Source organism: Halobaculum gomorrense (genome assembly GCF_900129775.1).
Classification (GTDB): Archaea; Halobacteriota; Halobacteria; order Halobacteriales; family Haloferacaceae; genus Halobaculum; species Halobaculum gomorrense.
In genome coordinates this window covers 180,796-204,846 of record NZ_FQWV01000003.1, presented here as the reverse complement: position 1 = coordinate 204,846, position 24,051 = coordinate 180,796, and the positions used below count along the sequence as shown (strand labels likewise).

Here is a 24,051-nt window from a genome sequence, read left to right as displayed (position 1 = left end):
GCCCCTCGTGCATCGTCGTGGGGCGGGACGCGCACCCGAGCGCTACCGGGATCCGCCGCGCTTTTCACCTCCGTGACGGTACCGGCGGCATGGACCGCCTGCGCCAGTCCCTGCTGGATGCGCCGATCATCGAGAAGGGAGAGTACCAGTACTTCGTCCACCCGATCAGCGACGGGGTTCCCATGCTCGAGCCGGAACTCCTCCGCGAGATCGTCATCCGGATCATCCGGAAGGCCCAGATCGAAGATGTCGACAAGATCGTCACGCCGGCCGCGATGGGGATCCACATCTCGACGGCGCTGTCGCTGATGACCGACATCCCGCTGGTCGTCATCCGCAAGCGCGAGTACGGCCTCGACGGGGAGGTCGCGCTCCAGCAGGAGACGGGCTACTCCGAGGGCGAGATGTACATCAACGACGTATTCGAGGGCGACAAGGTGCTCGTGCTCGACGACGTGCTCTCGACTGGCGGCACGATGAAGGGCATCCTCGATGCGCTCACCCACATCGGCGCCGACGTGGTCGATGTGGTCGCCGTCATCAAGAAGGCCGGCCCGAACAAGCTCGACGACACCGACCACTCCGTGAAGACGCTGATCAACGTCACCGTCGAGGACGGCGAGGTCGTCATCGTCGACGAGGACGGCGACGACTGAGACGCCGTTTCTCCCCGAGGGGCCCGCCTGGAACTCCGCGAACCCCACGATCCTTTTCACGCCGGGACACCGACGTACGGCATGGTCTCGACTCGGCTTCTCGGCGTGGTCTCCACGTCGATGCTCGTCGTCGGTGCCCTCTCGATCGGTCAGGCGCTGCACCGCTCGGTCGTTACCGGCGAACTCGGCGTCACCGCCACGCCCGTCGTGGTATACGGCGTCGCCGGCATCATCGCCATCGCGATCGGCTATCGCGCTCGAAAGCCCGTCGCCGAGGAGTTCGCGCTCACGAGCGACGCGCGCGAGCGCGGCGAACACGAGCGCCGCGACCGGTCGCCGTCCGGTGGCGACGGCGACTCACCGAGCGATGATGAGGCGTTCAACCCCGCGATGAGTCCGCTCGGCGACGCCGCCCCGGGAGACGCCGCGACGGATCGAAGCGGCCCGGGCGGGGACTACGAGCAACGCACGGAGTAACCCACCGTGACCGGACGGGCGGTCTCGACCCGGCGGACCGACCAGCTGTCGCGACTAGGGCTCGTGTGCCTGCCCCATGTGCCACCGCGTAACGGGGGAATTAAGACCCGGCACCACCGTATCCAGTCGTACGAATGTCCGTCAGTAACCGCGTTCCCGAGGGGCTGAAGGGTCCACTCGGCCTCGCCTCCCTCTGCGTGATGATCCTCGGCCTCGTGCTCGGGTACATTTTCACCATGATCGGGGTCACGCTGTTCTTCGACCTCAACGGGCTCCAGGGCCTCTCGAACTCCGAATCCGTCGTCGTGCTCGTGACCGGCCTCGTGTGTATCGTCGTCGGATACGCCGGCTGGCGGGGCTTCATGGGGTTCGCCTACTGAGATGGCCGTCGACATCACCGAACACCCGCAGGCGCCGCCGATTTCGGAGCTGCAGGAGTTCACGCTGGTTCCCGTCGGTCGCGAGGAGATCGAAGCCCGCCGAGCCGACGGCGCGTCGCTCGACGAAGTGAACCTCCGAGAGTCACGGGACGACGTGTACGTCGAACTCGACCCGGACCCGACCGAGCGCGGCCCGCACGACGACATCGGAACCGCGCTCTACCGGCTGGTCCAACTGTTCGGCACTCCGAACGTTCCCGGCTACGACGCCGGCGACGACCTCTCCGAGCGCGACGACACGACGTTCAAGTACCTGTTCCGGCTCGTCAACGGCGCCGACGAGGAGGACCGGACGCTCCCCGACGAGTGGCTCGTGACGGCGTACGACTGGCACACCGAACTCGGCGTCGGGGTCGCCGGCTGGGACGACGAGACCGACCCGACGACGTATGAGGGCGCCGTCGAACTGGTGTCGATGGCGCTCGTGACGAACGTCGTCACCGAACCCGTCCAGTGCGTGTACAAGGACAAGTGGTACTGACGCGCGCAGGTCGTCGACCGACGCGGCCGAGTAGCTGACGGCAAGTAGCTTTCTCCTCGGTCGCCACGACGCCGACGACTACCGACCGGTTCGGTAGTGCATCACGGCGAACACGGCCGCCAGCGACCCGATCAACAGCCCGGCGAACGCGGGAACGACCGCGGACTCCGAATACAGACCCATCCAGTAGCCCGCGTATGCCGCGGTGACGAGCGTCGGGACAGAGAGCACGAAAAACAGCGAGGAGAGGTACGACGCGACCGTGGGGTCGTTGCCGTCGTTGGCGTACGTCCCCCGCTCGCGAACGGATTTCTCCTCGGTCGGGATGTCCCTCGGCACACCACCCCGTACCGACCCGGCGGGCAAAGGCCTGTCGTCGGCGGCGCATCGCCCGGTGTCCGAGAGAGAAAGAAACAGAGAGTCGCCGATGCACTCCCGGGAGCCGGGCGCGGGGCCTACGCCGTCGCACCGTCGTAGACGATCGCCATCAGATACCCGGTAACCTGCAGCGGCACCTGCCCGAACACAAGGAACGTGATCACGTCCCGAAACACCGGCAGCAACGCGAGGCCGCCGAGCGTGGAGATGTTCAGCAGGAGATACGGCGCCACGGCTGCGGCGAACGCGAGGGCGGCGCCGACGACGGTCGCGACTGCCAGCGCCGAGAGGCTCGTTCGAAGCTGCTCACACAGGAGCTTCACGAGCATGCCCGACGCGAGTACTAACGCTGCCATCGCTCCGTCGCCCGCCCACGACGGCGCCAACGACTGGAGCCGCAGCACGTACGTCGCCATCGCTCCCAGCGCGCCCGCGAGGCAGCCGACGATCAGGGCCGCAGCGTAGCGCTCGCGGACCGTCCCGAACGACGCCGCCGCCGGCCGGGTCGCGGCAGTCACAATCGCGGAGCGACTCTCAGACATCGACGGAGGCGCTCCGTTCTCCGATGGTGACGCTGAACGTGCCGGACACGAGGGCGTCTCCGGACTCGATCGCGGCGGCCGTCCGATCGACCATCCCCGACTCGATGTCGGCGACCACGGTGACGGTCGCCGTTCCACCCGCCGGCACCGTTCGATCGCCGTTCGGGGCCCGCGCAGTGCGCGGAACGGTCAACTCGGTGGCTTCGGACACCCGTCCGTCGTAGACGATCACGGCGGAGGGCCGGACCGTCACCGCGGCGGTGGTGGGGTTCGACACTGTCATGGTAACCGTCACGGTCGGGTTGTCCCCGCCGTCGAGCCGGTACTCGGTCGCGTCGATGCCGATCGCGTCGCGCTCGTGCCACGCCAACTGTGCGGACGCGGTCGCGACGAACGCGGCGGCGCTCACCGCGATCAGCACGGCGAAGCCGGCCAGGAGGAGCTGTTGAGAGCGCGGGGACCGAACCACGTTAGTCCTCCGCGGGGGCCGCGCTCAGCCCCGCGCCGGAGCCGTCGAGCCCGTCGGCGCCGCCGTCGTCGTAGCGGTGACACGCCACCTCGCGCGTCCCGGAGGGCTGCGGTTCGGGCTGGCGCTCGGCACACGACGTGGTGAGTGCGTCGTCGAGCGTCGACACGGCGCGGTCGGCGTCGCCCGCGAGGACGGCTTCCGCTGCCTCCGTGAGCACTCGACGGGTGTCGGTCGGGAGGTCGACGGCGCTGAGGTCGACGCGGTGACCGCCGGTGGCGACCTCCGTCTCCGTGCGGTACTCCTCGGGCACGTCGAGCGTCAGCCCGTGCTCGACGAGCGCCTCTGCGGTCTCGATGTCGCCGGAGTCAACCGACTCAGGAGAGATGTCCCCGCGGCGCACCTTCAGTTTGAACTGGTAGGCGCGCCGGAACGCGTCTTGGCTGCCCGTCCAGTCGTCCGGCGGGATAATGTGGGCACACCGAGGGTGGTACCGACAGCCGCTGGGTGGGTTGCGCGGAGAGGGGACCTCGCCGGTCGCGTTCGCCCGTCGGCGCTCTTCGCCCAGCTCCACGTCCGGAACCGCGTCGAACAGCGCCTCCGTGTACGGGTGCTTGGGGTCGTCAATGATGTCGTCGGTCGGCCCCTGTTCGACCATGTTGCCGAGGTACATGATCCCCGCGCGGTCGCACATGTAACGGATGAGCGAGAGGTCGTGGCTGATGAACAGGTACGTGAGATCGTACTCGGACTGCAGTTCCTTCATCAGGTTCAACACGCCCGCCCGGATCGACACGTCCAGCATCGACACCGGCTCGTCACAGACGATGAAGTCCGGGTCGACGACGAGCGCCCGCGCGATCGCGACGCGCTGGCGCTCCCCGCCGGAGAGTTCGTCCGGGAACGCGTCGAGGTACACCTCCGCGGGACCGAGTCCTACGTCTTCGAGCACCTCCGTCACCCGATCGCGCCGCTCGTCGTACGACTCGATCATGTCGTTGATCTTGAGCGGCTCGGCGACGGTGTCGTACACCGTCATCCGAGGGTTGAGCGACTCGAACGGGTCCTGGAAGATCATCTGGACCCGCTTGCGGAACTCGCGCTCCGCCTCGCGGGTCATGTCGGTGATGTCCTCGCCGTCGAAGCGGATGCTCCCCTCGGTCGGGTCGTGAAGCTTCACGAGCATCTTTCCGAGCGTGGTCTTCCCGCAGCCAGATTCGCCCGCGATTCCGACGATGTCTCCCTGGTAGATGTCCAGCGAGACGCCGTCGACCGCGCGCACCGGCTGGGGGTCGCGACCCAGGATGGTGTCGACGACGCCCTGTGACTGGTCGAAGAGCTTCTGCAGCCCGTCGATCTCTACTAGCGGCTCTCGATCCTCTGCTCGGTCCATGTGGATTCCTCGATTGCGTCGGTTCGCAGCTGTTCAAGCTCGTCGATACGGTAACACGCCGAGCGATGGGCGCGTTCGTCGGTCCCCTCCTCGGACCGACCGAGCGACTCCGCCGCCTCGACGTCGTACATCGGCGGGTGGCTCGCGTGACACTCCTCGATCGCGAACGGACAGCGATCGCGGAACCGGCACCCGTCGTCGGGATCGCGCAGCGTCGGCGGCGTACCGGGGATCGAAACGAGATCCTGGTCGGCTGAGGTGATCGTCGGGAAGGAGTTCTTCAGCCCGAGCGTGTACGGGTTCGCTGTCTCGCCGAAGATCTCGTCTTTCGGGCCGGACTCCATGACCTTCCCGCCGTACATGACGGCCATCCGGTCACAGATCTCCGCCATCACCGAAATGTCATGGCTGATGACGAGGATGGAGACGCCGAACTCCTCTTGGAGCTTCTCCAGCTCCTCGAGGATTCGGTCCTGGATGATCACGTCGAGCGCGGTCGTCGGCTCGTCCGCGATGAGCAGGTCTGGACTACACGCCATCGCCATCGCGATGACGGCGCGCTGTTTCATCCCGCCGGAGAACTGGTGGGCGTAGTCGTCGGCGCGGTCGGGCTCGATGCCGACGCGCTCCAGGAGGTCCCTGGCGCGTTCGTGCGCCTCGTCGGCCGTCGTCTCCGGCTCGTGTCGGAGGATCGCCTCGACGATCTGGTCACCGACCTTGTACACCGGATTCAACGCGTTCATCGCCGACTGCGGGATGATGGCGATGTCGCGCCAGCGGATGTCCCGGATCTGAGCGTTGGTAAGCGCCGCCAGGTCCGTCTTGCCGTCTGCGCGGACGGGCTTGTCGGGGTCGTCGATCACCGACTGGGTGGCGTCGCCCTGCTCGTCGCTCCACTGCGGGAGCGTCCCGTCGAACCAGACGTTCCCGTTCTCGACGTAACCGTTGTCGTCGAGCAGGTGGACGAGGCTCTTCGCGAGCGTGGTCTTGCCACAGCCGGACTCGCCGACGAGCCCGTACGTCTCGCCGCGCTCGACGGAGAAACTCACATCGTCGGTCGCGTGGACCGACGAGCCGTCGTCGACCGCGTATCGGATCGAGAGGTCGTTTACTTCGAGTAGTGTCATTTGGTATCGGTAGCTGTCACCGCTGCGGATTGGTCACGTCCTCCATCGAGAAACCGATGAAGTAGAACGATGCGGCCATCAGCATCAGCGCGATGCCCGGCGGGATCAGCCACCACCACGCTTTGAACACGTAGCCGGTGGACTTGATGTTCTCAAGCATGAGTCCCCACGAGTTGGCCGTGAAATCGGCCAGTCCGAGGTACGCAAGCGACGCCTGCGCGATCACCGCGCCAGCGGCGTCTTGCGCGAGGAACACGAACGAGATCGGGAGCACGTTGGGCATGATGTGCCGGAAGATGATCCGGGTGTCTGACGCCCCGGCGACCTTCGCGGACTCGACGTACGAGCGCTCCTTCAGCGAGAGCGTCTCCCCGCGTACCGTGATGCAGTTGTTCAGCCACGAGGTGACCGCGATGCCGATGATGATGTTCGTCGTCGTGATCCCGCGGATCGCGACGAGGACGATGAGGAACGGGAGAAACGGCAGGCCGTACATGATGTCGACGAAGCGCTGGATGGCCTCGTCGATCCAGGTGTCGCCGTAGAAGCCGGAGATGAGCCCCAGCGGCACGCCGACCAGACTGGAGAGCATTCCGGCAGCGAGTCCGATGTACATCGCGTTTTGCGCCGAGTAGATCACGAGCGTGAGGACGCCGTTGCCGAGGGAGTTGGTCCCGAACGGGGCGAAGAACGGATCGCCGAATGCGGGCGGGTGCGGCAGCGAACGGATCTGCTCGCCGGTCAGCCGCGATTTGATCGGCGGTTCCCCGAGGTACGCGACCCAGTCTGGCGAGTGCGGCGCGAACACTCCCGGCGCGATCGACCATAGCGCGTAGATGATGAGGATGATCAGCCCGACCACGCCGATCTTATGCTCGGTGTATCGGTCCCACCCTCGCCTGAGCCGCTCGATGCGCGGCTCCCAGCGTCGTCTGATCGATCGCCCGTCTTGTCCGGAGTCTGATTGCTCTGTTGCCATTATTCACCCTCCCCGAACTTGATCCGGGGATCGAGGTACGTGTACACCACGTCAGTCAGCAGTCGCATCACGACGATCAACAGCGCGAGCATGAAGAACACCGCCTGCGCGACCGGGAAGTCCCGGTTGAGCACGGCTGAGACGATGATCTGTCCCATGCCCGGCCAGTTGAAGACGTTCTCGATAATCACCGACCCGTCGATGAGGAACGCGAGGCTGACCACAGCCCCCGTCGCCACCGGGATGAGCGCGTTCCGCGCGGCGTGTTTCACCATCACCGTCCGCTCCGAGAGGCCCTTCGCGCGTGCGAGAAAGACGTAGCCCTCGTCGGTGACCTGGTTCATCGTCGGGCGCATGATGAGCATCGAGCCGACCCAGCCGATGAACGTGAGGCTCATGACGGGCAGCGCGATGTGATACAGCACGTCGCGCATGACGGTGAAGGCGGTCCACTCAAACTCGGGGAACTGCGTGAACATGTACGCGCTGGGGAGCCAGTCGAGCTCGTAGTTGATCACCCAGATGAACAGCCACGAGATCCAGAAGCTCGGCATCGAGTACAGCAGCAGCGACGTGCTGAAGATGGACTTGTCCTTGGTGGACCCGCGCCACCAGCCGAGGTACATCCCGACCAGCGGCCCGATGATGAACCCGATGATGAACGTCGAACCGAACAGCACCAGCGTTCGCGGCATCCGACGGACGATCAGGTCCCACACCTGCGCATTGTAGGTCGGAGACCGACCGAAGTTCCCCGTCTGGTAGTTGATCATGAACTGTACGTACTGTTTCCAAAGGGGCTCGTTCAGTCCCCACGTCTCCCGGATGCGCTCGATCTGCTCGGCCGTCATCCCCGAGGAGATCATGCTCGTGATGAACGAGCCGGGCATGCTTCGGAGGAGAACGAACAGGAGCGACATAATCACCAGGAGCGTCAGGTACGAAACGACGATCCGTTTGGCGAGGTATTTTCCACTAATTCGGGTCATGCGTTGGGTGACCGCGCTGCGTACGTTTGTATCGTGAAGGGCACTGTATGAACCTGTTGAATCGTCCGTTCAGGACCCGCCGCCGCCGTCTGAAACTCCGGTAGGGGAACGAGGTTCCCGGCGGCGGCCGGGGTGCAGATCGGGAGCGGTTACTATTTCTGGTTGACCTGCAGGAACTGCGTCCCGAGGTACGTCGAACCCGGGCCGGGGATGTTCCCAATGAAGCCCTTCCAGTCCGCGGAGTTGACGGGCCACTTCGTCACGTCGTAGGACGTGACCATCGTCGGGAAGTCGAGGTAGATCCGCTCAACCGCCCGGCGAGCGACCTGGTTCCGCTGCTGGGTATCCATCGTCGTCTGCGCTTCCGAGATCAGTTCGTCCGCGCTCGCGTCGTCGAACAGCCCGTAGCCCATCGGGTTGTTGAGCAGGGTGCCGGTGTTCTTTTTCGCCCCCTCGCTTTCTGCGACCGAGTGGTCGTCAGCGTTGTCCGAGTGGAACAGGCTGTACAGCGTGTTCGTCGCGAACGGCGAGAGGTTCACCCATCCCATCGGGAAGATGTCGAAGTCCTCCTCGGCGTACACCTTCGTCAGCATGGTGTTGAACGACATCACCTGACGGTTGATCGGGATGCCGATCGACTGAAGCGCGCCGATGTAGTTCTCGACCATCTTCGCGGTCTGCGGCGAGTCCTTCGCGGGGTAGACGTACATCGTCATCGGCCCGCCGTTGATCTCGGTGATCGTCTTTCCGTTGACCCGGATCTCCTTGTCCGGGTTCTGGTCGGACTCCTTCAGGACGGTCGACTGGACCGAACCGAACGTGTATTGGTGTTTCGTCTCGCCTTGGCTCCCCTCGACGCCGGTGAGGCTGCCGGGGTACTCCTGGCCGACGAACGTGCCCTGGCTTCCGTTGATGACCTTGCCCTCTGTGAGGAACTTCCGAATGCCCGCCACGTCCGGGACGCCGGGCGAGGACTGGCGGAAGTGGAACGCCTGCGTGGAGGGCCCGGAGAGGAGCTGCTGGTCGCTGCCGGTCTCGGGGCGCACCGCTTTGTACCCCGGTGGCATGACGAAGTCACCCTCCTGTGCGTAGCCGCGCTGGAGCCGCTCGGTCCAGTAGATGTCGTCGAAGGCGAATCCGAGGATCTGCCGGAACGTCGCGTCGTCCAGGGGCGTCTTCCGCAGGTTGAACGAGTAGTGACCGTACCCGGTGTCGAAGCCGTCAATGAGCATCTTCCCTTGCGCGTCCTTCACGTCCTGGATGCGCGAGGTGCGGATGCCGCTGTACATCGAATCGATCTGTCCCTCGAAGAACGCCTGCGTGAGCGCGGACGTCGACGAGTAGACGCGGATCCGGATGGCGTCGACGAACGGGCCGCCGGTGATGAGGCCCGGAATCTCCTCGCGCCACGACAACTCGGAGAGGTTGTACTCCCCACTGCGGTCGGCGTAGGAGATCTCGATGGCCGTGTCGGGCTCGTAGCGCGTGACGACGCCGGGGCCGAGACCGACGGGGCCGCCGTTCTTGTACGGCTCGTAGGTCTTGAAGTCGCTGACGCCCTCCCATTTGTGCTTCGGGAGGATCGGCAGCGCGAGCTGCGTCGAGTCGTACGTCCCGATCGGCTTGTTCAGGATCATCTTGGCGTCCCAGTCGGCGCTGTCCGAGGTGGACACGCTCTTGATCGGGCTCAGCGACGCCGTGAAGCCGCCGGGCATCTGTTCAAGCAGGTAGTTGTACGACCAGACCACGTCGTCGACGGTGAACTCCGTGCCGTCGTTCCACGTCAGGCCGTCCGTGCGGACGTTGAACTGAATGCGGACGTTCGGCTGGTCGTTGTCGCCCGTCTCGTCGAGTTCGGTGAAGTCCCAGTCGGTGAAGACGTTGGGGTGAACTCCGAAGTTGACCGGGTCGATCGTCGTCCCCGCCTCGTAGATCTGGTCGGTGATGACTCCCGAGTACGCGGAGGACGTGGCGAGGACGTTGATCCCCTTCGGGGCCGTCCCCATCCCGAAGTTGAAGATCCCACCCTCGGTAATGTCGGTGTTCTGTCGCTCGGTCGGCGTCTGGTCCGCGGTGGTGGTCGGTGCCGCCGAGGTGGTCTCGGTGGACTGACCGCCGTTCCCCGAACACCCCGCGAGCCCTGCGGAGACCGCTGCGACACCAGTTCCCTGGAGGAACCGGCGCCGGCTGGATCCGGACTGGTTATCTAACATACGGACGTTCGTTATGGAATCCTGAACTTAAGTATATGGGATTTGCCCATGAGGGACACCCTCATTGGATCTAGTGGGATCCGTTTGGAATTCACACATATTTCCACAAGAGGGCCACACTATTGAACGTTCGAACTACATATCGGTGTCTACCGTGCAGTTCGAAGATTGCGAAAACCGCCGTAAACGAAAGAATAGTTTTTGTGTAACAGCCGACAGTGGTGCACCTCCCTCCGGCTGGGTCCGCAGGTCGATGGGCCACGCGCTGCTAGCTGCTGGTCGCGAGTGCGCGAGCCCGTAATCCGAAGTACACGGTAAGCGTAACGGCCGCCATACCGCCCGAAAGATACGTGTTTGCCGGGACCGACGCCGCTCCGCGACGTGCCAGCTCCATGCCCAAGAACGCCCACCCGGCCGCCGTCGCGAATCCCAGCGCCATCACGGCGTATCCGGCGCTCTCGCGTTCGGTCGCGTGGAGATAGATCCCGACGGTTAGCACGACCACCCCAAGGAGAGCGAGCACTGTCCGCGTCCCGACTGCCATGGGTCCGTCTTGTCGGTGGCCCAGTATAAACGGCCCGGAGCCGCCGGTTCCGCCGCCGACACGTTTTCCCGAGTCGCGGCCCTCCTCCGGGACGCATGAGCGACACCACGGCGCTGTTCGTCGTCAGCGAGGAGGGGTACTGGGCCGAGGAGTGTATAGAGCCGCTCACGACGCTCGGCGCCGCCGGCGTCGACGTGACGGTGGCGACGCCATCCGGAGCGCCGCCGGTGGTGGACGAACGCTCGCTCGACCCGGATGACTTGGGCGAGGAGACCGTCGAGCGGTATCGCGAGATCCACGAGACCGACGACCGGCTGCGCGACCCCGAGCCGATCGCGGCGGTCGAGGCCGCCGACTACGACGCCGTCGTGTTCCCCGGCGGCCACGGCACCGTCTGGGACGTGAACCAGGACCGCCACGCCCGATCCGCCCTGCGGGAGACCGTCGCCGGCGACGACGGCGTCGCGCTGGTCGTCTGCCACGCGGTCGGGATCCTCGGATTCGCCCGGACGGACGACGGAGCGTTCCTCGTCAACGGCCGGAACGTGACCGGCTTCCCGAACGAGTGGGAAGAGGGAATCGTCGACGACCTCGACCGGATCGAGGGGCGCAAGCTTCCCTACTGGGTCGAAGACGAGGTGGTCGCCGCCGGCGGGAACTTCGACGCCGACCTCGATTCCGACACCAGTGTCACGGTCGATGGTGACCTGGTCACCGCACGCGGGCCCGAGTCGTCGAGCGAGGCCGCCGAGACGCTGCTCTCGGAACTGGGCGTCGCGGCGACCGCGTAGGCCACGCCGGCTCCGCTACTGTCTGGCGGAATCGATCACGAACTGGGGTTCTTCTACGGACTCGCCTTTGCACTCCGGGCACCGAGAGGGCGCATTCACCGGGTCGTCGAAGCCGTCGAAGCCACAATCGCTGCACTCTGGCGGGGCGACGAGGAACTCCTCGTCGCTCGGGAGCGACCGCGCGACGTGGTCGAGGTGATCGTATACCGCCGACCGAGTCACGTCGAATTCGACCGCGAGCGCGCTTCCGCTGTGTACCCGCTCGCGCAGGGCGTCGGCGATCCGCTCCCGGGTGGTCCGCTCGGGCATACCCTCGGTTGGCGGTCGGCGAACGAATCGCTTTCGACGAGCGGTGCCGCTTCGCCCGCGGGGAACCGGTCAGCCGACTGGATCGAAAGAGGAAAACCCTTGTCGGTCCGGCGTAACCGTGCGTTCATGAAGGCAGTTGTGCTCGCAGGGGGATACGCGACCAGGCTCTGGCCGATCACCCGGAACCGACCGAAGATGTTGCTTCCGGTCGGCGACGGCACCGTCATCGACGAGATCTTCGGCGATCTCGAGGCCGACGACCGGGTCGACGAGGTGTTCGTCTCGACGAACGAACGGTTCGCCGGGGAGTTCGAGGCGTACCTCGCCGAATCTGACTTCGAGAAGCCGACCGTCTCCGTCGAAGACACTACCGCCGAGTCCGAGAAGTTCGGCGTCGTCGGCGCGCTCGCGCAGCTGATCGACCGCGAGAACGTGGACGACGACCTGGTCGTCGTCGCCGGCGACAACCTGATCTCCTTCGACGTGAGTGAGTTCGTCGACTTCTTCGCTGAGAAGGGGACGCCGGCGCTTGCGGCCTACGACGTGGGGTCGCGCGAGCGCGCAAAGAGTTACGGGTTGGTCGAACTGGAGGGAGACCGCGTCGTCAACTTCCAGGAGAAGCCCGAGAACCCCAAGAGTACGCTTGTCTCCATCGCCTGTTATGCGTTCCCGCAGGAGACCCTTCCGGACTTCGATGAGTACCTCTCCGACGGCAACAACCCGGACGAGCCCGGCTGGTTCATCCAGTGGCTCCAGTCGCGCCAGCCCGTCCACGCGTTCACGTTCGAGGAGGCGTGGTTCGACATCGGCACTCCCGAGAGCTACCTCGACGCCGTCTCGTGGTACCTCGACGGCGAGTCGATCGTTCACCCGGACGCGACCGTCGAGAACTCCGAGATCGACGACGACGTGTACGTCCTCGCGGGCGCCGAGATCGTCGACTCCTCGATCGAGGAATCGGTCGTGTTCGGCAACGCGACCGTCCGCGACGCGGACATCCGCCGGAGCATCATCGATGAAGAGACCGTCGTCGATGGGCTCGACCTCTCGGGCGCGCTCATCGGCGCGCACTCGCGGTTGACGAACGACGAGGACTGACCGCGTCGCCCGCCGTCGTCGAGGCGACCCCGTCGTTGGGACGCGCTCTCTCCGTCCGCGCGCTACTCCGCCAGCCGCGCGTCCGTCACGCGGATCCGCCCGCGCGTCCCGTCCCACTCGGTGTCGTACGCCAACTCGATCCGGCGGTCCATGTGCGGGCCGTCGGTGACGAACGTCTCGAACTCCCCGCCCTCGCCGAGCACGTGGACCCCGTACTCCTCGTTGAGCTGTTCCAGCTCCGTGAGGGCATCGCGGTCGATCGTCCGCCCGAGCCACGACTCGTCGAGCCCGGCGGCCGCGACCTGGAGGACCCGGATCTCGAACCCCGCGTCGAACATCTCCTCGGCCAGCGCCCGGGGGTCGCGCTGCCACAGCGGCGCGAACAGGTCGATCCCGAGTCGGTCGCACATCGCCTCAATCCGGCTCGTCTGGAACGCCGATTCGACGGCGCCGGCGGTGACGCCCGCGAGCGGCAGGTCCGTCGCGAGGTCGGTCAGCGCAGCCTCCAGCGGCTCCAGTTCGTTGTCTCCCTGCGCGCCCGAGTCGGTCGCCTCTCCGGCGCCGAAGTCGTCCGGTTCGACCTCGACGAGCGGGAGCCCGATGCTCTCGGCTGCGAGCGTCGCGAGGTGCGTCTCGGGGACGTGATACATGTACGAGTCGCCCGCGGGGTGAACCGTCAGCAGGCGCTCGACCGAGAGCCCGCGCTCCAGCGCCCGATACACCGCCCAGGATGAGTCTTTCCCCCCGGAGAACAGGCCGACGTAGGCGCCCTCGTCGGTCATATCCGCGCCGGTGTCGTCGCCCATATCGACGATACGCGCCGAGTGCCCCTTACCCGTACCGGTCGGCGTCGAGGTCCGTCGCACCCACCGTCATCGTTGAGGAGCGGTGGCTCGCGGAGAGCCGATCGCGACAGGCGGCAGTGAATCCGAAACCGAAGCAGTCGATCGCTGTGGCGACGGTTCGAAGCGTCAGGCTTGCGCCGTCCTCACATGTAGCCCAGGTCGCGGAGGCGCTCCATCAGGTCTTCCTTGTCCTGGGCGCGACCGGCGCGCTCGGTCGTGTTCTCCATGTCCTGCAGCCAAGCGGGCTCCTCGGCGGACTTGTCCGTCGAGATCTCCGAGCCGAGCGAGCGGAAGCCCGCGAAGTACTTCGGCGAGACCGGGATGTCCTCGATTTCGATCCCCTCCGGCAGGTCGTCGAACCCCTGCGGGACGTAGCCGTCCTCGGGGTAGCCCTCGACGGTCTCGGGCACGACGAAGTACCAGAAGGCGTCCCACACGTCGGCCTCCTCGAACTGGAGGATCGGCTGGATGCGGTCGTGCGGCGGGTAGATGTCGGGGTCGTGGCGCGGCGAGAAGAACGTCTCGTCGGCGCGGGCCTCCTGCTCGTCCCAGCGGATGCCCGAGATGATGCCGTCGATCTCCTCGCTCTCCAGCGTGTCGTTGAGCGCGACCGTCTTCAGCAGGTGGTTGCCGACGTACGTGTCCAGCAGGAACGGGAACGTGTCCTCCTCGTACTCAAGGATGTTCCGGATGTGGTGTTGGTTGTGCTCGGAGAGCGCCTCGACCGGGATGTCGTCGCCCGGCTCCAAGCCGTTCTCGTCGACGTACTCGCCCACGTCGGTGTTCCGGGCCCACTTCACTTCGAGGTCCCACTCGTCGGCCCAGTGCCGGACGAAGTCCATCAGCTCGTCGAAGTGCTGGTAGTGGTCGATGAAGACGGTGGTCGGCAGCTCCAGCTCGTCGTGCCGCTCGACGACCTCCTTCACGAAGTACAGCGTGAGCGTCGAGTCTTTCCCGCCGGTCCACATCACCGCGGGGTTCTCGTACTCACGCAAGCCGGTCTCGACGACCTCCAGCGCCTTCTCGAGCTTGTGCTCGATGCTGGGGTAGTCGCCGGGCTCCTCGCCCTCGCCGTCCGTGTAGTCTACGTCCAGATAGTCCGGGAACTGCTGTTGTGTGTCGGCCATGCCTGGTAATGAAATATAATTAGACGGGTAAAGTTCTTGTGACCGTACTCGGAGGTCGCAAGGGTCACAACACGACTCCTTTTGTCGGCCGTCGGATCGGCTCGCTACACGAGTTCGACGGCGCCCGACCGCCGGTGCGGGACCGCGATCAGCTGATGAACTTGTTGTCCCGCCACTCGACGCCACCCTTCTCGGAGTTGCGGTCGGGCGTCTCGACGACCTCGACGCTCGCGGGTCGCTCCTCGCCTTCGACGATGCGGTGAGCACGAAGCTCGTTGTCGATCTCGGTGATGGCGGTGAGCGTGCCCTTCTCCGATAGCAGCGCGATCTCTCGCAACACGAGGAACATCGGATACTGGAGCGCGGTGTTCTGGAGCACCGTCTCGCGGTCGCCTTTGAAGCAGGCGAACTCCACGAGTTCGGAGGGGATCTCCTCTTCTTCCTCCTGCATCCAGCCGCCGCCGGTTCGGGGCGGTTCCTCCTCGTACACGCGCGTCTCGGAGACGCTCGCCTTGAGCTGCGCGGTGGGGGTGTACTTCCCAATCGATTCGTCGTTCGAGACGGCTTTCAGGATCAGCGTGTTGTTCCGGCGTGTGATGTCGACATCCTCGACGCCCTCCGGAAGCTCCGGGTCGGACGCGAAGTGGTCCTGCAGGTCTTCCAGTGGCAGTTCGAGCGTCGAGTGAAGTCGGTATACGCGGCCTGACATATGTGGGATGGTGTGGGGTGGATGGGAGCTGTGAGGAGTGGCCGCGGCGGTCCGCGGCTGTCCGTCCGTACGTCCCTACTCGCCGGTAACTACGCACCCGAGGCGTAAAACACCTGTCCCCGAGGGCGGTGGCGTCGGCACGACGCGATCGATCGCTCGTATCGGCCGTCTTACGCCTCGGCAACGAGGGTTTCTGCCAACTCGCCACGCTCGTCGAGTTCGGCCAGGATGTCGCTGCCGCCGACGAACTCCCCGTCGACGTACGTCTGCGGGATCGTCTCCCAGCCGCTTTCCGCCTCCAACGCCTCCCGGAACTCCGAGAGCGCGGGGAGCACGTCGATCGTCTCGAACTCCTCGACGTGCTGAGAGATGAGTCCCACCGCCCGCTTGGAGTAGCCGCACTGGGGCATGAGCCGGTTCCCCTTCATGAACAGCACCACGTCGTTCTCCGAGAGCGCCTCCTCGACGCGCTCGGCGGCCTCCTCGGCCGTCAACTCGCTTTCGGGTTGAAACGCCATACGTGTGCGTAGGCGACTCCGGTTGATAGCCGTTGTGACGGTGCCGGCGAGCGGACCGGGGACGATCGCTGTCTGGCGTACGCGTTCTGGCCGAGTGCTGCGGCGACGACACCCACCCCGAGCAGCAGGGGCCGCCGAGAACCGCCGGGAGACGACAGCGGAACCGACCGTGCTAGTCGCGGCCGACGCCGACGACGTTGATCAGCGAGTAGACGGGGACGCCAGCGACCTCGTCGAGGCCCTGTTTGTCGACGATGACGACGCACGCCTTGGGATCGCCGCCCTCTGCCTGCACCGCTTCGACCGTCTCCGTGAGCGTCGTCCCGGAGGTGACGGTGTCGTCGACGACGAAGCACTCGCGGCCGCGGATCGTCGCGAAGTTGCGCGAGAAGCCGCCGCCCACGTCGTCGATGTCGCCCTCGTCCCACTGGTGTTTTGCGGGCGCGTACGCCGCGAGGTCCGTGTCGAGTTCGCGCGCGATCGTCGTCGCCAGCGGCGTCCCCGCCTTCTCGATGCCGACGGTGAGATCGACTTCAGCGCCCTCCTTGGCGAGCAGGTCGGCCATCGCCCGGCCGACGTGGGTGAGGCGCTTCGAGTCGCGGCCGATCGCTGACCAGTCGACGTGGATGTCCTGCGGGCCGGACGGACCGGTCGCGCCCGCGTCGTCGGTTCCCGCGGCGTCGCCGGGGATCGCGCCCGATCGCTCCACGAGCCAGGAGGCCGTCTCTCGAGAGACGTTCAGCTCGTCGGCGATCTCGCCCTTCGAGAGGCCCCGCTCGGCCAACTCCGCTGCGTCGTCGATGAGGTCGTCGACGTTTTTCATCGTGACCCGAATTCCACGGCCGTCTTGATAGTGGTGTCGTCGTCGTCGAACGCGCGCTCGAACTCGTCGAGGCCGTAGACCCCGGTCACCAGATCGTCGGTGAACCACTCCGGGAGCGCGGCGACGGACTCGACAGCCCGCTCGAAGTGGCGGACGTTCGAGTTCACCGACCCGACCAGCGCCTTGTTGTGGAGCACGAGCTCCCGGTGGAGCGCGCCGCCGTCGAGTTCGAACGTCCAGTCGTTCGGGACCCCCAGCAGGGCGCCCACGCCGTTGGGCGCCAGCGCCTTGATCGTCTCGAAGGCGTGCTTCGCGTAGCCGGTCGCCTCGTACACGAAGTCCATCGGCTCGTACGCCTCGGGTACCTCGTCGACGGGCGTATGGCGGGAGTCGACGTACGTCGCCCCCAGCTCCTCGATGATGTCGATAGTGGGGTCTGGCCGGTCGCGCCGCCCCAAGCAGTAGAGTCGGTCGAACGACTCCTGAAGCATCGCCACAGTGAGCAGGCCGAGGCTCCCGTTCCCGAGGACGAACGCCGACTCTGGTGACCACTCGAACGCCGACCGGCTCGCGCGGGCGTGTTCGATCGCCTTCTCGGTGATCGACGCCGGCTCCACGAGGAAGCCCAGCTCCGCGATCTCGGGCGGGCACCGGACCAGGTGCTCCGCCGAGCTGGTGAAGTACTCCGCCATGAACCCGTGGGCGCCGTCGATGCCGCGCTCGTGGTAGAACCCGTCAGGGGCCATGTCGGGCTCTCCCCGGGCGAAGTAGTCGTTCGAGCCGTTGGGTCGGCGGCGAACCGTCGGGACGACCACGTCCCCCTCCGAGAGGCCCGTCCCGTTGGGGTCGACGACGACGCCTACCGCCTCGTGGCCGAGCACGATGTGATCCTCGCCCTCCGGGTAGCCGCCGTGGCTTCCCGAGATGACCTCGTGATCGGTGCCGTCGACGCCGACGCGGAGCGTCCTGACCAGCGCCTCACCGGCCGCTGGGTCCGGCCGCGGCTTCTCGACGATAGCGGGAGTTCCCTCCCCGCGACGAACAGCGATAGCTTTCATGTCCGGGCGTACCACGCGCGGCGGCAAAAGGCTTATTCTATCATGAGTAAATAGTTCTCAGCGCGGCGGACCCGACGGAGCGCCACCGGCCACACCAGTCCGCTCCGACGTCTGTCACCAGCACGCCACCACGTCTGCGGGCGCCGCCGCGTTCCGTGCCACGGACGGTCGCGAGGGCGACGCGCGAGCGCCGTCGTCGCGTCTGCCTTCTGCACCGGGGTCCGGTTCGCTGGCACGCGTTCCGTCCGATCACTCCACCCGTCGGTACATCCCCTTCGACGCCGGTCGCGTCTCCGCGTAGCCGGCGCGCTCGTAGAAGCCGTCCACGTCCGCCATGAGGTTGACGTACGCTCCCGGCGGCGCGTCGTCGTCGACGAAGCGGTCGACCGCGCCCAGCAGGTCGCTCCCCAGCCCGCGGCGCTGGTGGTCCGGGTGCACCGCCATGTCGCAGACGTGGTACACCGACCCCCCATCTCCGACGACGCGGGCCATACCGACGACCTCGCCGTCGTCCGCGCTCGGCGTCTCGACCGGAACCGCGGCCGGGTCGGCCGCGGTGTCGACGACGCGGACGGCGTAGCAGCTGTTCGGCAGCCCCCGTTCGACACCCTCGCGCGGTCGTTCACTCATGTCGACGACCGCCCGCAGCTGCTGGAACTCGTCGACGGTCGGCAGCCCCTCGCGCAGGTCGTACCGATCCTCGTGCATACTCTCGACTGGACGGTGTGGGTGAAAAGCGGCCCGCCAACGCGGCGGAGAATGGGGCTCCCCGCACCCCCGAGGTTCGACTCCCGCCGGGTCCGTTACTCGTCGGCCGCGCCCTCGGCGTCGCCGTCCGCTCCGTCGTCTTCGGGCGCCAGGTAGCCGAACTCGTCGAGGTAGCCCTCGATGGACGCGGCGTCGTGATCGACGTACTGCTCGTCGTCGACGTGGATCGTGCCCAGTCCGACGCCGTCGGGCTCGAGCCCGTCGTCCTCGCCGGACTCCGCGAGCGCGGCGAGCGCGAGTTCGATCCCATCCTCCATCGTGAGATCGTCGCTGTACCCCTCCTCGAGGCGCTCGCGCACGTCGGCGCGGTTCGCGCCGATCGACAGCGCCTTCCACTCGTAGGGCGTCCCCGAGGGGTCCGTCTCGAACAGCCGCGGTTCGCCGTTCTCGATGCCGCCGACGATTAGCGCGACGCCGAACGGGCGCGCGCCGCCGATCTGCGTGTACTGCTGGATGTGGTCGGTGACGGTCTTGGTCAGCGTCTCGATGCCCATCTCCTCGCCGTAGCGGAGGCGGTTCACCTGCGCCTGCCGGCGGGCGAAGTCGATGAGCTGGCGGGCGTCGGCGACGTGGCCGGCGCTGGCGATGCCGACGTGGTCGTCGATCTTGTGCAGTTTCTCGACGGAAGCAGGCTCCATCAGCTCCGACCGCGAGCGCTTGTCCGCAGCGAGCACGACCCCCTCGCTCGTGCGAACGCCGACGCTCGCCGTGCCTCGTTTGACTGCCTCGCGCGCGTACTCGACTTGATAGAGGCGGCCGTCCGGAGAGAAGATGGTGATCCCCCGGTCGTACGCCTGCTGTTGGGCTTGTCCCTGCATCGTGTCTCAGTTGTCGTCCGAAGCCGCGTCGTCGGCCGGGTCGGACCGCCCCGGGCGGGAAGTGTCTCGATCGGTCGCGCCCACGTACCCCGACGGTGTCGAAACGTCGACCGCCCCGTCGCGGCGGCGGCGACCGGTTCCGGTCGCGCCGTCGTTCGCGAGTTCGACCGTACTCTCGTCTCCGAATCCGCCCGCGTCGCCTAAATAGCTTTCCTCACCGGCCCGTATCGTCCCCGAGACGCCGCGAACTCGCATCCCGACCGGATGGCCGTCCACCGCGTCGACGCACGCCAGCGCCGCCCGCCCGCGCTCGACCTCTCCGTGGCGTGCGCGGACGACCGCAGCGCCGGTCCCCTCCTCGAACCGGAAGCGCACAACCGTCAGGTCGGCGTCGGCGCTCCCGGGATCGCCGAGGAGGTTCTGAGCGGCGTACCACACCTCCCGCTGGAACGGTCCGCGCGAGATGTCCGCGTCTGGCCACGCCTCCAGCCCGACGACGAGGTAGCGCCACCGCGGGCGGAGGTGCTTGGGCAGGTGTTTCACGGGCGTCCGGTCGGCTCGGTCCGTTCGGTCACGACTCCCGACCGCCGGAGACGACGCGCTCGGCGGTGATCACGCCCACCTGGTCGTGGACGCGGTCCACCTGTGTCACGGCGTAGCCGGCGTCGGTGACGTAGTCGACCAGCGTCCCGACGGTCGCCGGGTCGTCGACCTCGGGGCTGTAGAACGGCTCCTCGGGGTCGGGCTCGCCGAAGAACATCACGTCGCCCAGCACGATCCGCCGCGGTCCCACCGCGTCCGTCCGGCTGGGCGTCGTCCCGCCGTCGAGGCCCGCCCACGTCTCGATCGCCTCGCGCTTCTCCTCGTCCGCGAGGTGGTGCAGCGCGAAGTTCGAGGTGACGATCTGCGCGTCGCCGTCGTACTCGGGCGCGCGGAACTCGCCGTAGCCGAACTCCACGTTCTCGACGCCCCGATCGGCTGCCTTCGACTCGGCCTGTTCGAGCATCGCCTCGCTCACGTCACGGCCGACGACACGTCCGGCGTCCTCGGCCAGCGCCAGCGCGATCGCACCGGTGCCGGTGCCGAGGTCCAGCACCGTATCGCTCCCGGCGGGCGCCGCACGCCGGATGACCAGTCCGGCGCACGCCTCGTACTCCCGGCTGTTCTGATCGTCGTCGTAGTCGGCGGCGGCCTCGGAGAACCGCGCCGCGTGTTCAGCGATCGTCTTCTTCACACCGGTCCACTCGGACCCCCGGGGAAATGAACTCCGCGGAGCGCCGCCGACGGTTGCGCGCCGCGAGCCGCCCCCACTCTGCCAGCCCCGCGCGCAGCCACGCCTCCTCGAACCCCAATTGCGACCCCACGGCGACGAGTTCCCGCGGCGACCGCAGCTCCAGATGGGAGGTTGGACGCGCGCTCACTACGTACGGCGCGTCGTAGTAGCCGACGATCTCGCGGAGCTTCCGCAGCCCCTTGAGCGCGCGCACCCGCTGTCCGCCTGACTCCCGCAGCGCCGAGCCCAGATCGAACTCCACGCGCGTCCCATGGGTCGCCGCCGCCTTCGCGAGCACGTGGTTGAACCCGCCCTCGCCCGACAGCGGCGCGGCGAGCACGTCGATTCGGTCCTGCTCGACGGCGAAGCGGTTGAGCGCGTCCGTGCCGCCGCGCACGAGCACCAGCGGGAAGTCCGGCCGGAAGTTGCCGACCGCGCCGCTGGCCGAGGACGGCTCCCCAGCGACGACCTCGACGGCCGGGACCACGTCCACGTCGTAGCGCTCGCGGAGCGCCCCGGCGTCGACGTCGGCCTCGCGCGTGCGGATCACGAGCCCGTCGTAGCCGTACCGCCGGGCCGTTTGAGCGAGCCGCGCCGCGGTCGCGTCGCCGTCCGGGTGCGCGTACGCGGCCTCGTACGGTCCCGGGTGGGTCGCGGTCACGCGTCCTCACCCGAGCCGCCGGCGTCGAACCCCCCCGGGTCGGCGGCCGCCCGCGCAACGCGGACCGCCGCGACGTTCTCGGCGGCGTCGTGGACGCGGACGATGTCGGCGCCGTTGGCCGCCGCCAGCGCCGTCGCCGCGACGGTTCCGTGCGGCGCGTCGCCGGCGGTTTCGCCCGTGAGCTCGAACATCCGCTTGTGCGAGTGGCCGAACAGAATCGGGCACCCGAGCGCGTCGAACTCCCCGAGGCGCCCGAGGATCTCGAAGTTCTCGCGGGGCGACTTGCCGAAGCCGATCCCCGGGTCGACGACGACGTTCTCGCGGGGGATGCCCGCCTTCTCCGCGAGCAGCAGGCGCTCACTCAGCGCCGCGATCACGTCCTCGACCACGCCGTCGTAGTCGGGATCGTTCTCGGGGTCGACTGGCGCGTCGATGCTGTGCATCACGATCACCGGAACGTCGCGCTCGGCGGCGAGCGCGCGCATCTCGGGGTCTTCGAGCCCAGTCACGTCGTTGAGGATGTCCGCGCCCGCGTCCAGTGCCGCCGACGCGACGGCGGCCTTGCGCGTGTCCACCGAAACCAGCGCGTCGACGCCCACGATCGCCTCGATCACCGGTTCGATGCGGGCGATCTCCTCCTCGACCGGCACCGGCTCGGCGCCCGGCCGGGTCGACTCCCCGCCCACGTCGATGATGTCGACCCCGGCGTCGACGAGCGCCTCCGCCCGCGCGAGCGCGTCGCCCTCGTCGAAGAAGTCTCCGCCGTCGTGGAACGAGTCCGGGGTTACGTTCAGGATGCCCATCACGGCGGTTCGGTCCGCCCACGGATAGCGGTCGTCGTCGTCGCCGGGTGCCGCGGCCGCCGGTTCGACCGCCTCGCAGAGGTCGTCCGCCACGCCCGAGAGCCCGTCGCCGAGATCGGCGAGCGCGTCGGTCAGCTCGGCGAATGCGGCGCGCGACCCCGAGAGCACGACCGCCGAGAGTTCTCCCCCATCGACGCCGCTGACGCCGCAGGCGACGCCCGCGCGGGCGGCCTCCCGACGCAGCGTCACGGCCTGCGTCTCCGAGACGCGCGTCTTCACCGTCTCGTGGACGCTCTCGCGGACGACCGGGTCCGCCTCCGCGGCCGGGACGTTCGCCTCCGCGAGCGTCCCGCGAGCGTCCGCCCCGTCGGTGAGGTCCTTCCGGACGACCCGCCGGGTCCACCTCGTTCGCGCCTCTGCGACGCAAAACAGCGACCCAGTGAGCAGCACGCAGTCGCCGGCGTCTGCCGACTCGCGCGCGGCGGCGAGGGCGTCGTCGACCGAGTCGACCGCGGTCACGTCGGCGTCGGTCTCCCGCTGGAACACGCGCGTGAGCACCGCAGGGTCCTCCGCGCGGTCTAGCGCCGGTGCGCACGTGCGGACGGTCGCCGGCGGCGGGAGGGCCGCGGCCATCTCGCCGTGGTCCTTGTCGTGCATCGCGCCGAACACGAGGTGCAGGTCGTCGTAGTCGAGTTCCGAGAGCGTCTCCCCGAGCGTCTCGCAGGCGGCGGGGTTGTGCGCGCCGTCGAGGACGACGAGCGGCGCCGACTCCATCACCTCGAAGCGGCCGGGCCAGTGTGCGCCCCGGAGGCCGCGCGCGAGCGTCGCGCCGTCGTCGACGCCGACCGCCCGCGCGAGCCCGGCGGCGACGCCCACGTTCGTCGCCTGGTAGGCCCCGAGCAGCGGGATCCGGGTCTCGACGGCCCAGCCGCCGCCGACCAGCGCGACCCGCGACTCCTGCGGGCTCACCGCACCCTCGTACGTCGCGGTCAGGTCGGCGTCGCCGGGGTCGGGACCGCCGGTCGGTCCCGAGACGGTGATCACGTCTGCGCCCCGGTCGCCGGCGACCTCCCGGACCGTCGCGAGCGCGTCACCGTCGGTCGCCGTGACGAGCGGGCCGCCGGCGGGCGCGACCTTCGCTTTCGTGCGCGCGATCTCCTCGACCGTGTCGCCGAGGACGGCCGTGTGCTCCAGCGAGACGTTCGTCACCGCGGCGGCGACGGGGTCGACGACGCTCGTGGCGTCGAACTCCCCGCCCATCCCGACCTCCAGCACCGCCACGTCCACGTCCGCGCGGTCGAACCGCCACAGCGCCAGCGCGGTGACGGTCTCGAAGAAGGTGAGCGGCTCGCCGTCGGCCGCCCGCTCCACCAGCCACGGCTTTGCCGCCTCGACGAACGCTGCGACTTCCGCCTTCGGGATCGACCGGCCGTCCACGCGCACGCGCTCGCGGACATCCTCGAAGTGCGGCGAAGTGTAGAGCCCGACGCGGCGGCCGTCCTCCCGGAGGACGGACTCCACCATCCGAGCGACGCTCCCCTTCCCGTTCGACCCCGCGACCTGAACGAAATCGGTCCCCTCGTGTGGGTCGCCGAGGTGGGCCAACAGGTCACGCACCGACTCGGTGCCCGGCTTGACCTTAAAGCGCCGGAGGTCGAAGAGGAAGTTCGCCGCCTCGTAGTAGCGCATACGCGCACGGATTCGCGGCGCGCGCTTATGGCTAACGGAGCGAGCGGGGCGCCGTTGCGTACGGCGACCCTACCGA

The 24,051-nt window shown here is 67.6% G+C and carries 28 protein-coding genes; 6 read left to right on the top strand and 22 right to left on the bottom strand.

The genetic code is table 11. From position 1 onward, the window contains the following. The first annotated feature begins 89 nt into the window (after positions 1-89). From hpt to BUE16_RS07235, 4 genes are all read left to right on the top strand, one after another. Positions 90-656: a hypoxanthine/guanine phosphoribosyltransferase gene (gene hpt / locus BUE16_RS07250; protein WP_073308072.1), complete on the top strand. Its 567-nt coding sequence runs from the start codon at positions 90-92 to the stop codon at positions 654-656. An 81-nt stretch (positions 657-737) separates the two neighbouring features. Continuing rightward, on the top strand, positions 738-1,133 hold the full coding sequence (locus BUE16_RS07245) for a hypothetical protein (protein ID WP_073308070.1): 396 nt from the start codon (positions 738-740) through the stop codon (positions 1,131-1,133). Positions 1,134-1,267: 134 nt separating this feature from the next. Further along, positions 1,268-1,513: a hypothetical protein gene (locus BUE16_RS07240; protein WP_073308068.1), complete on the top strand. Its 246-nt coding sequence runs from the start codon at positions 1,268-1,270 to the stop codon at positions 1,511-1,513. Between the two features lies 1 nt (position 1,514). Further along, positions 1,515-2,054, top strand: coding sequence for a hypothetical protein (locus tag BUE16_RS07235; protein ID WP_073308066.1), 540 nt, complete (start codon positions 1,515-1,517; stop codon positions 2,052-2,054). Between the two features lie 78 nt (positions 2,055-2,132). Here BUE16_RS07235 and BUE16_RS07230 read toward each other — a convergent pair whose 3' ends face one another. The 9 genes from BUE16_RS07230 to BUE16_RS07190 form a co-directional block, all read right to left on the bottom strand. Then, entirely contained in the window at positions 2,133-2,393 is a 261-nt protein-coding gene (locus BUE16_RS07230; RefSeq protein WP_073308064.1) for a hypothetical protein, read from the bottom strand. A gap of 116 nt (positions 2,394-2,509) precedes the next feature. Beyond that, a complete protein-coding gene (locus BUE16_RS07225) occupies positions 2,510-2,974 on the bottom strand; it encodes a hypothetical protein (RefSeq protein WP_073308062.1) in 465 nt (154 codons plus the stop codon). After that, positions 2,967-3,443 (bottom strand): hypothetical protein, encoded by a 477-nt coding sequence (locus tag BUE16_RS07220; protein ID WP_073308060.1) that lies wholly within the window; start codon positions 3,441-3,443, stop codon positions 2,967-2,969. Before BUE16_RS07220 ends, BUE16_RS07225 begins: the two co-directional genes overlap by 8 nt. 1 nt (position 3,444) lies before the next feature. Next, positions 3,445-4,833 carry an ABC transporter ATP-binding protein gene (locus BUE16_RS07215; RefSeq protein ID WP_073308058.1) on the bottom strand — a complete coding sequence of 463 codons (1,389 nt, stop codon included), beginning with the start codon at positions 4,831-4,833 and terminating at the stop codon, positions 3,445-3,447. Beyond that, positions 4,803-5,960 (bottom strand): ABC transporter ATP-binding protein, encoded by a 1,158-nt coding sequence (locus BUE16_RS07210; RefSeq protein ID WP_073308056.1) that lies wholly within the window; start codon positions 5,958-5,960, stop codon positions 4,803-4,805. Before BUE16_RS07210 ends, BUE16_RS07215 begins: the two co-directional genes overlap by 31 nt. 16 nt (positions 5,961-5,976) lie before the next feature. Next, complete coding sequence (locus BUE16_RS07205) at positions 5,977-6,939, bottom strand: ABC transporter permease (RefSeq protein WP_079991542.1); 963 nt, start codon at positions 6,937-6,939, stop codon at positions 5,977-5,979. Further along, positions 6,939-7,928 (bottom strand): ABC transporter permease, encoded by a 990-nt coding sequence (locus tag BUE16_RS07200; RefSeq protein WP_200778390.1) that lies wholly within the window; start codon positions 7,926-7,928, stop codon positions 6,939-6,941. The genes BUE16_RS07205 and BUE16_RS07200 overlap by 1 nt, the downstream gene beginning before the upstream one ends. A 152-nt stretch (positions 7,929-8,080) precedes the next feature. Then, positions 8,081-10,141: an ABC transporter substrate-binding protein gene (locus BUE16_RS07195; protein ID WP_079991541.1), complete on the bottom strand. Its 2,061-nt coding sequence runs from the start codon at positions 10,139-10,141 to the stop codon at positions 8,081-8,083. 268 nt (positions 10,142-10,409) lie between these two features. Next, positions 10,410-10,685 (bottom strand): hypothetical protein, encoded by a 276-nt coding sequence (locus BUE16_RS07190; protein WP_073308052.1) that lies wholly within the window; start codon positions 10,683-10,685, stop codon positions 10,410-10,412. 95 nt (positions 10,686-10,780) lie between these two features. Here BUE16_RS07190 and BUE16_RS07185 point away from each other — a divergent pair, with 95 nt between their 5' ends. Beyond that, on the top strand, positions 10,781-11,476 hold the full coding sequence (locus tag BUE16_RS07185; RefSeq protein WP_073308050.1) for a type 1 glutamine amidotransferase domain-containing protein: 696 nt from the start codon (positions 10,781-10,783) through the stop codon (positions 11,474-11,476). Positions 11,477-11,491: 15 nt separating this feature from the next. Here the strand turns inward: BUE16_RS07185 and BUE16_RS07180 are convergent, their stop codons facing one another. Beyond that, the gene (locus BUE16_RS07180; protein ID WP_073308048.1) at positions 11,492-11,785 is read right to left on the bottom strand and encodes a transcriptional regulator; all 294 of its coding nucleotides are present in this window, start codon (positions 11,783-11,785) and stop codon (positions 11,492-11,494) included. Between the two features lie 126 nt (positions 11,786-11,911). On the opposite strand from BUE16_RS07180, the gene BUE16_RS07175 reads away from it, so the two are divergent. Continuing rightward, positions 11,912-12,883 carry a sugar phosphate nucleotidyltransferase gene (locus tag BUE16_RS07175; protein WP_073308046.1) on the top strand — a complete coding sequence of 324 codons (972 nt, stop codon included), beginning with the start codon at positions 11,912-11,914 and terminating at the stop codon, positions 12,881-12,883. Positions 12,884-12,945: 62 nt separating this feature from the next. Here the strand turns inward: BUE16_RS07175 and BUE16_RS07170 are convergent, their stop codons facing one another. The 12 genes from BUE16_RS07170 to folP form a co-directional block, all read right to left on the bottom strand. Further along, entirely contained in the window at positions 12,946-13,665 is a 720-nt protein-coding gene (locus BUE16_RS07170) for a diphthine--ammonia ligase (RefSeq protein WP_073308467.1), read from the bottom strand. Positions 13,666-13,871: 206 nt separating this feature from the next. Next, entirely contained in the window at positions 13,872-14,855 is a 984-nt protein-coding gene (locus BUE16_RS07165; RefSeq protein ID WP_073308044.1) for a phosphoadenosine phosphosulfate reductase family protein, read from the bottom strand. Between the two features lie 148 nt (positions 14,856-15,003). Beyond that, on the bottom strand, positions 15,004-15,564 hold the full coding sequence (locus BUE16_RS07160) for a DUF7110 family protein (RefSeq protein ID WP_073308042.1): 561 nt from the start codon (positions 15,562-15,564) through the stop codon (positions 15,004-15,006). 170 nt (positions 15,565-15,734) lie between these two features. After that, the gene (locus BUE16_RS07155; RefSeq protein ID WP_073308040.1) at positions 15,735-16,082 is read right to left on the bottom strand and encodes a glutaredoxin family protein; all 348 of its coding nucleotides are present in this window, start codon (positions 16,080-16,082) and stop codon (positions 15,735-15,737) included. A 172-nt stretch (positions 16,083-16,254) separates the two neighbouring features. Further along, complete coding sequence (gene gfcR / locus BUE16_RS07150; RefSeq protein ID WP_073308038.1) at positions 16,255-16,905, bottom strand: transcriptional regulator GfcR; 651 nt, start codon at positions 16,903-16,905, stop codon at positions 16,255-16,257. Further along, a complete protein-coding gene (locus BUE16_RS07145; RefSeq protein ID WP_073308036.1) occupies positions 16,902-17,963 on the bottom strand; it encodes a glucose 1-dehydrogenase in 1,062 nt (353 codons plus the stop codon). The genes gfcR and BUE16_RS07145 overlap by 4 nt, the downstream gene beginning before the upstream one ends. 249 nt (positions 17,964-18,212) lie before the next feature. Then, entirely contained in the window at positions 18,213-18,671 is a 459-nt protein-coding gene (locus BUE16_RS07140) for a GNAT family N-acetyltransferase (RefSeq protein WP_073308034.1), read from the bottom strand. Between the two features lie 95 nt (positions 18,672-18,766). After that, a complete protein-coding gene (gene psmA, locus BUE16_RS07135; protein WP_073308026.1) occupies positions 18,767-19,549 on the bottom strand; it encodes an archaeal proteasome endopeptidase complex subunit alpha in 783 nt (260 codons plus the stop codon). A 6-nt stretch (positions 19,550-19,555) separates the two neighbouring features. Next, positions 19,556-20,092: an Rpp14/Pop5 family protein gene (locus tag BUE16_RS07130; protein ID WP_073308025.1), complete on the bottom strand. Its 537-nt coding sequence runs from the start codon at positions 20,090-20,092 to the stop codon at positions 19,556-19,558. A 28-nt stretch (positions 20,093-20,120) separates the two neighbouring features. Next, positions 20,121-20,783: a class I SAM-dependent methyltransferase gene (locus BUE16_RS07125; RefSeq protein ID WP_073308023.1), complete on the bottom strand. Its 663-nt coding sequence runs from the start codon at positions 20,781-20,783 to the stop codon at positions 20,121-20,123. Next, complete coding sequence (locus BUE16_RS07120; RefSeq protein ID WP_073308021.1) at positions 20,764-21,483, bottom strand: RNase P subunit p30 family protein; 720 nt, start codon at positions 21,481-21,483, stop codon at positions 20,764-20,766. The genes BUE16_RS07125 and BUE16_RS07120 overlap by 20 nt, the downstream gene beginning before the upstream one ends. After that, complete coding sequence (gene folP, locus BUE16_RS07115; protein ID WP_073308019.1) at positions 21,480-23,975, bottom strand: dihydropteroate synthase; 2,496 nt, start codon at positions 23,973-23,975, stop codon at positions 21,480-21,482. The genes BUE16_RS07120 and folP overlap by 4 nt, the downstream gene beginning before the upstream one ends. Between the last annotated feature and the right edge of the window lie 76 nt (positions 23,976-24,051).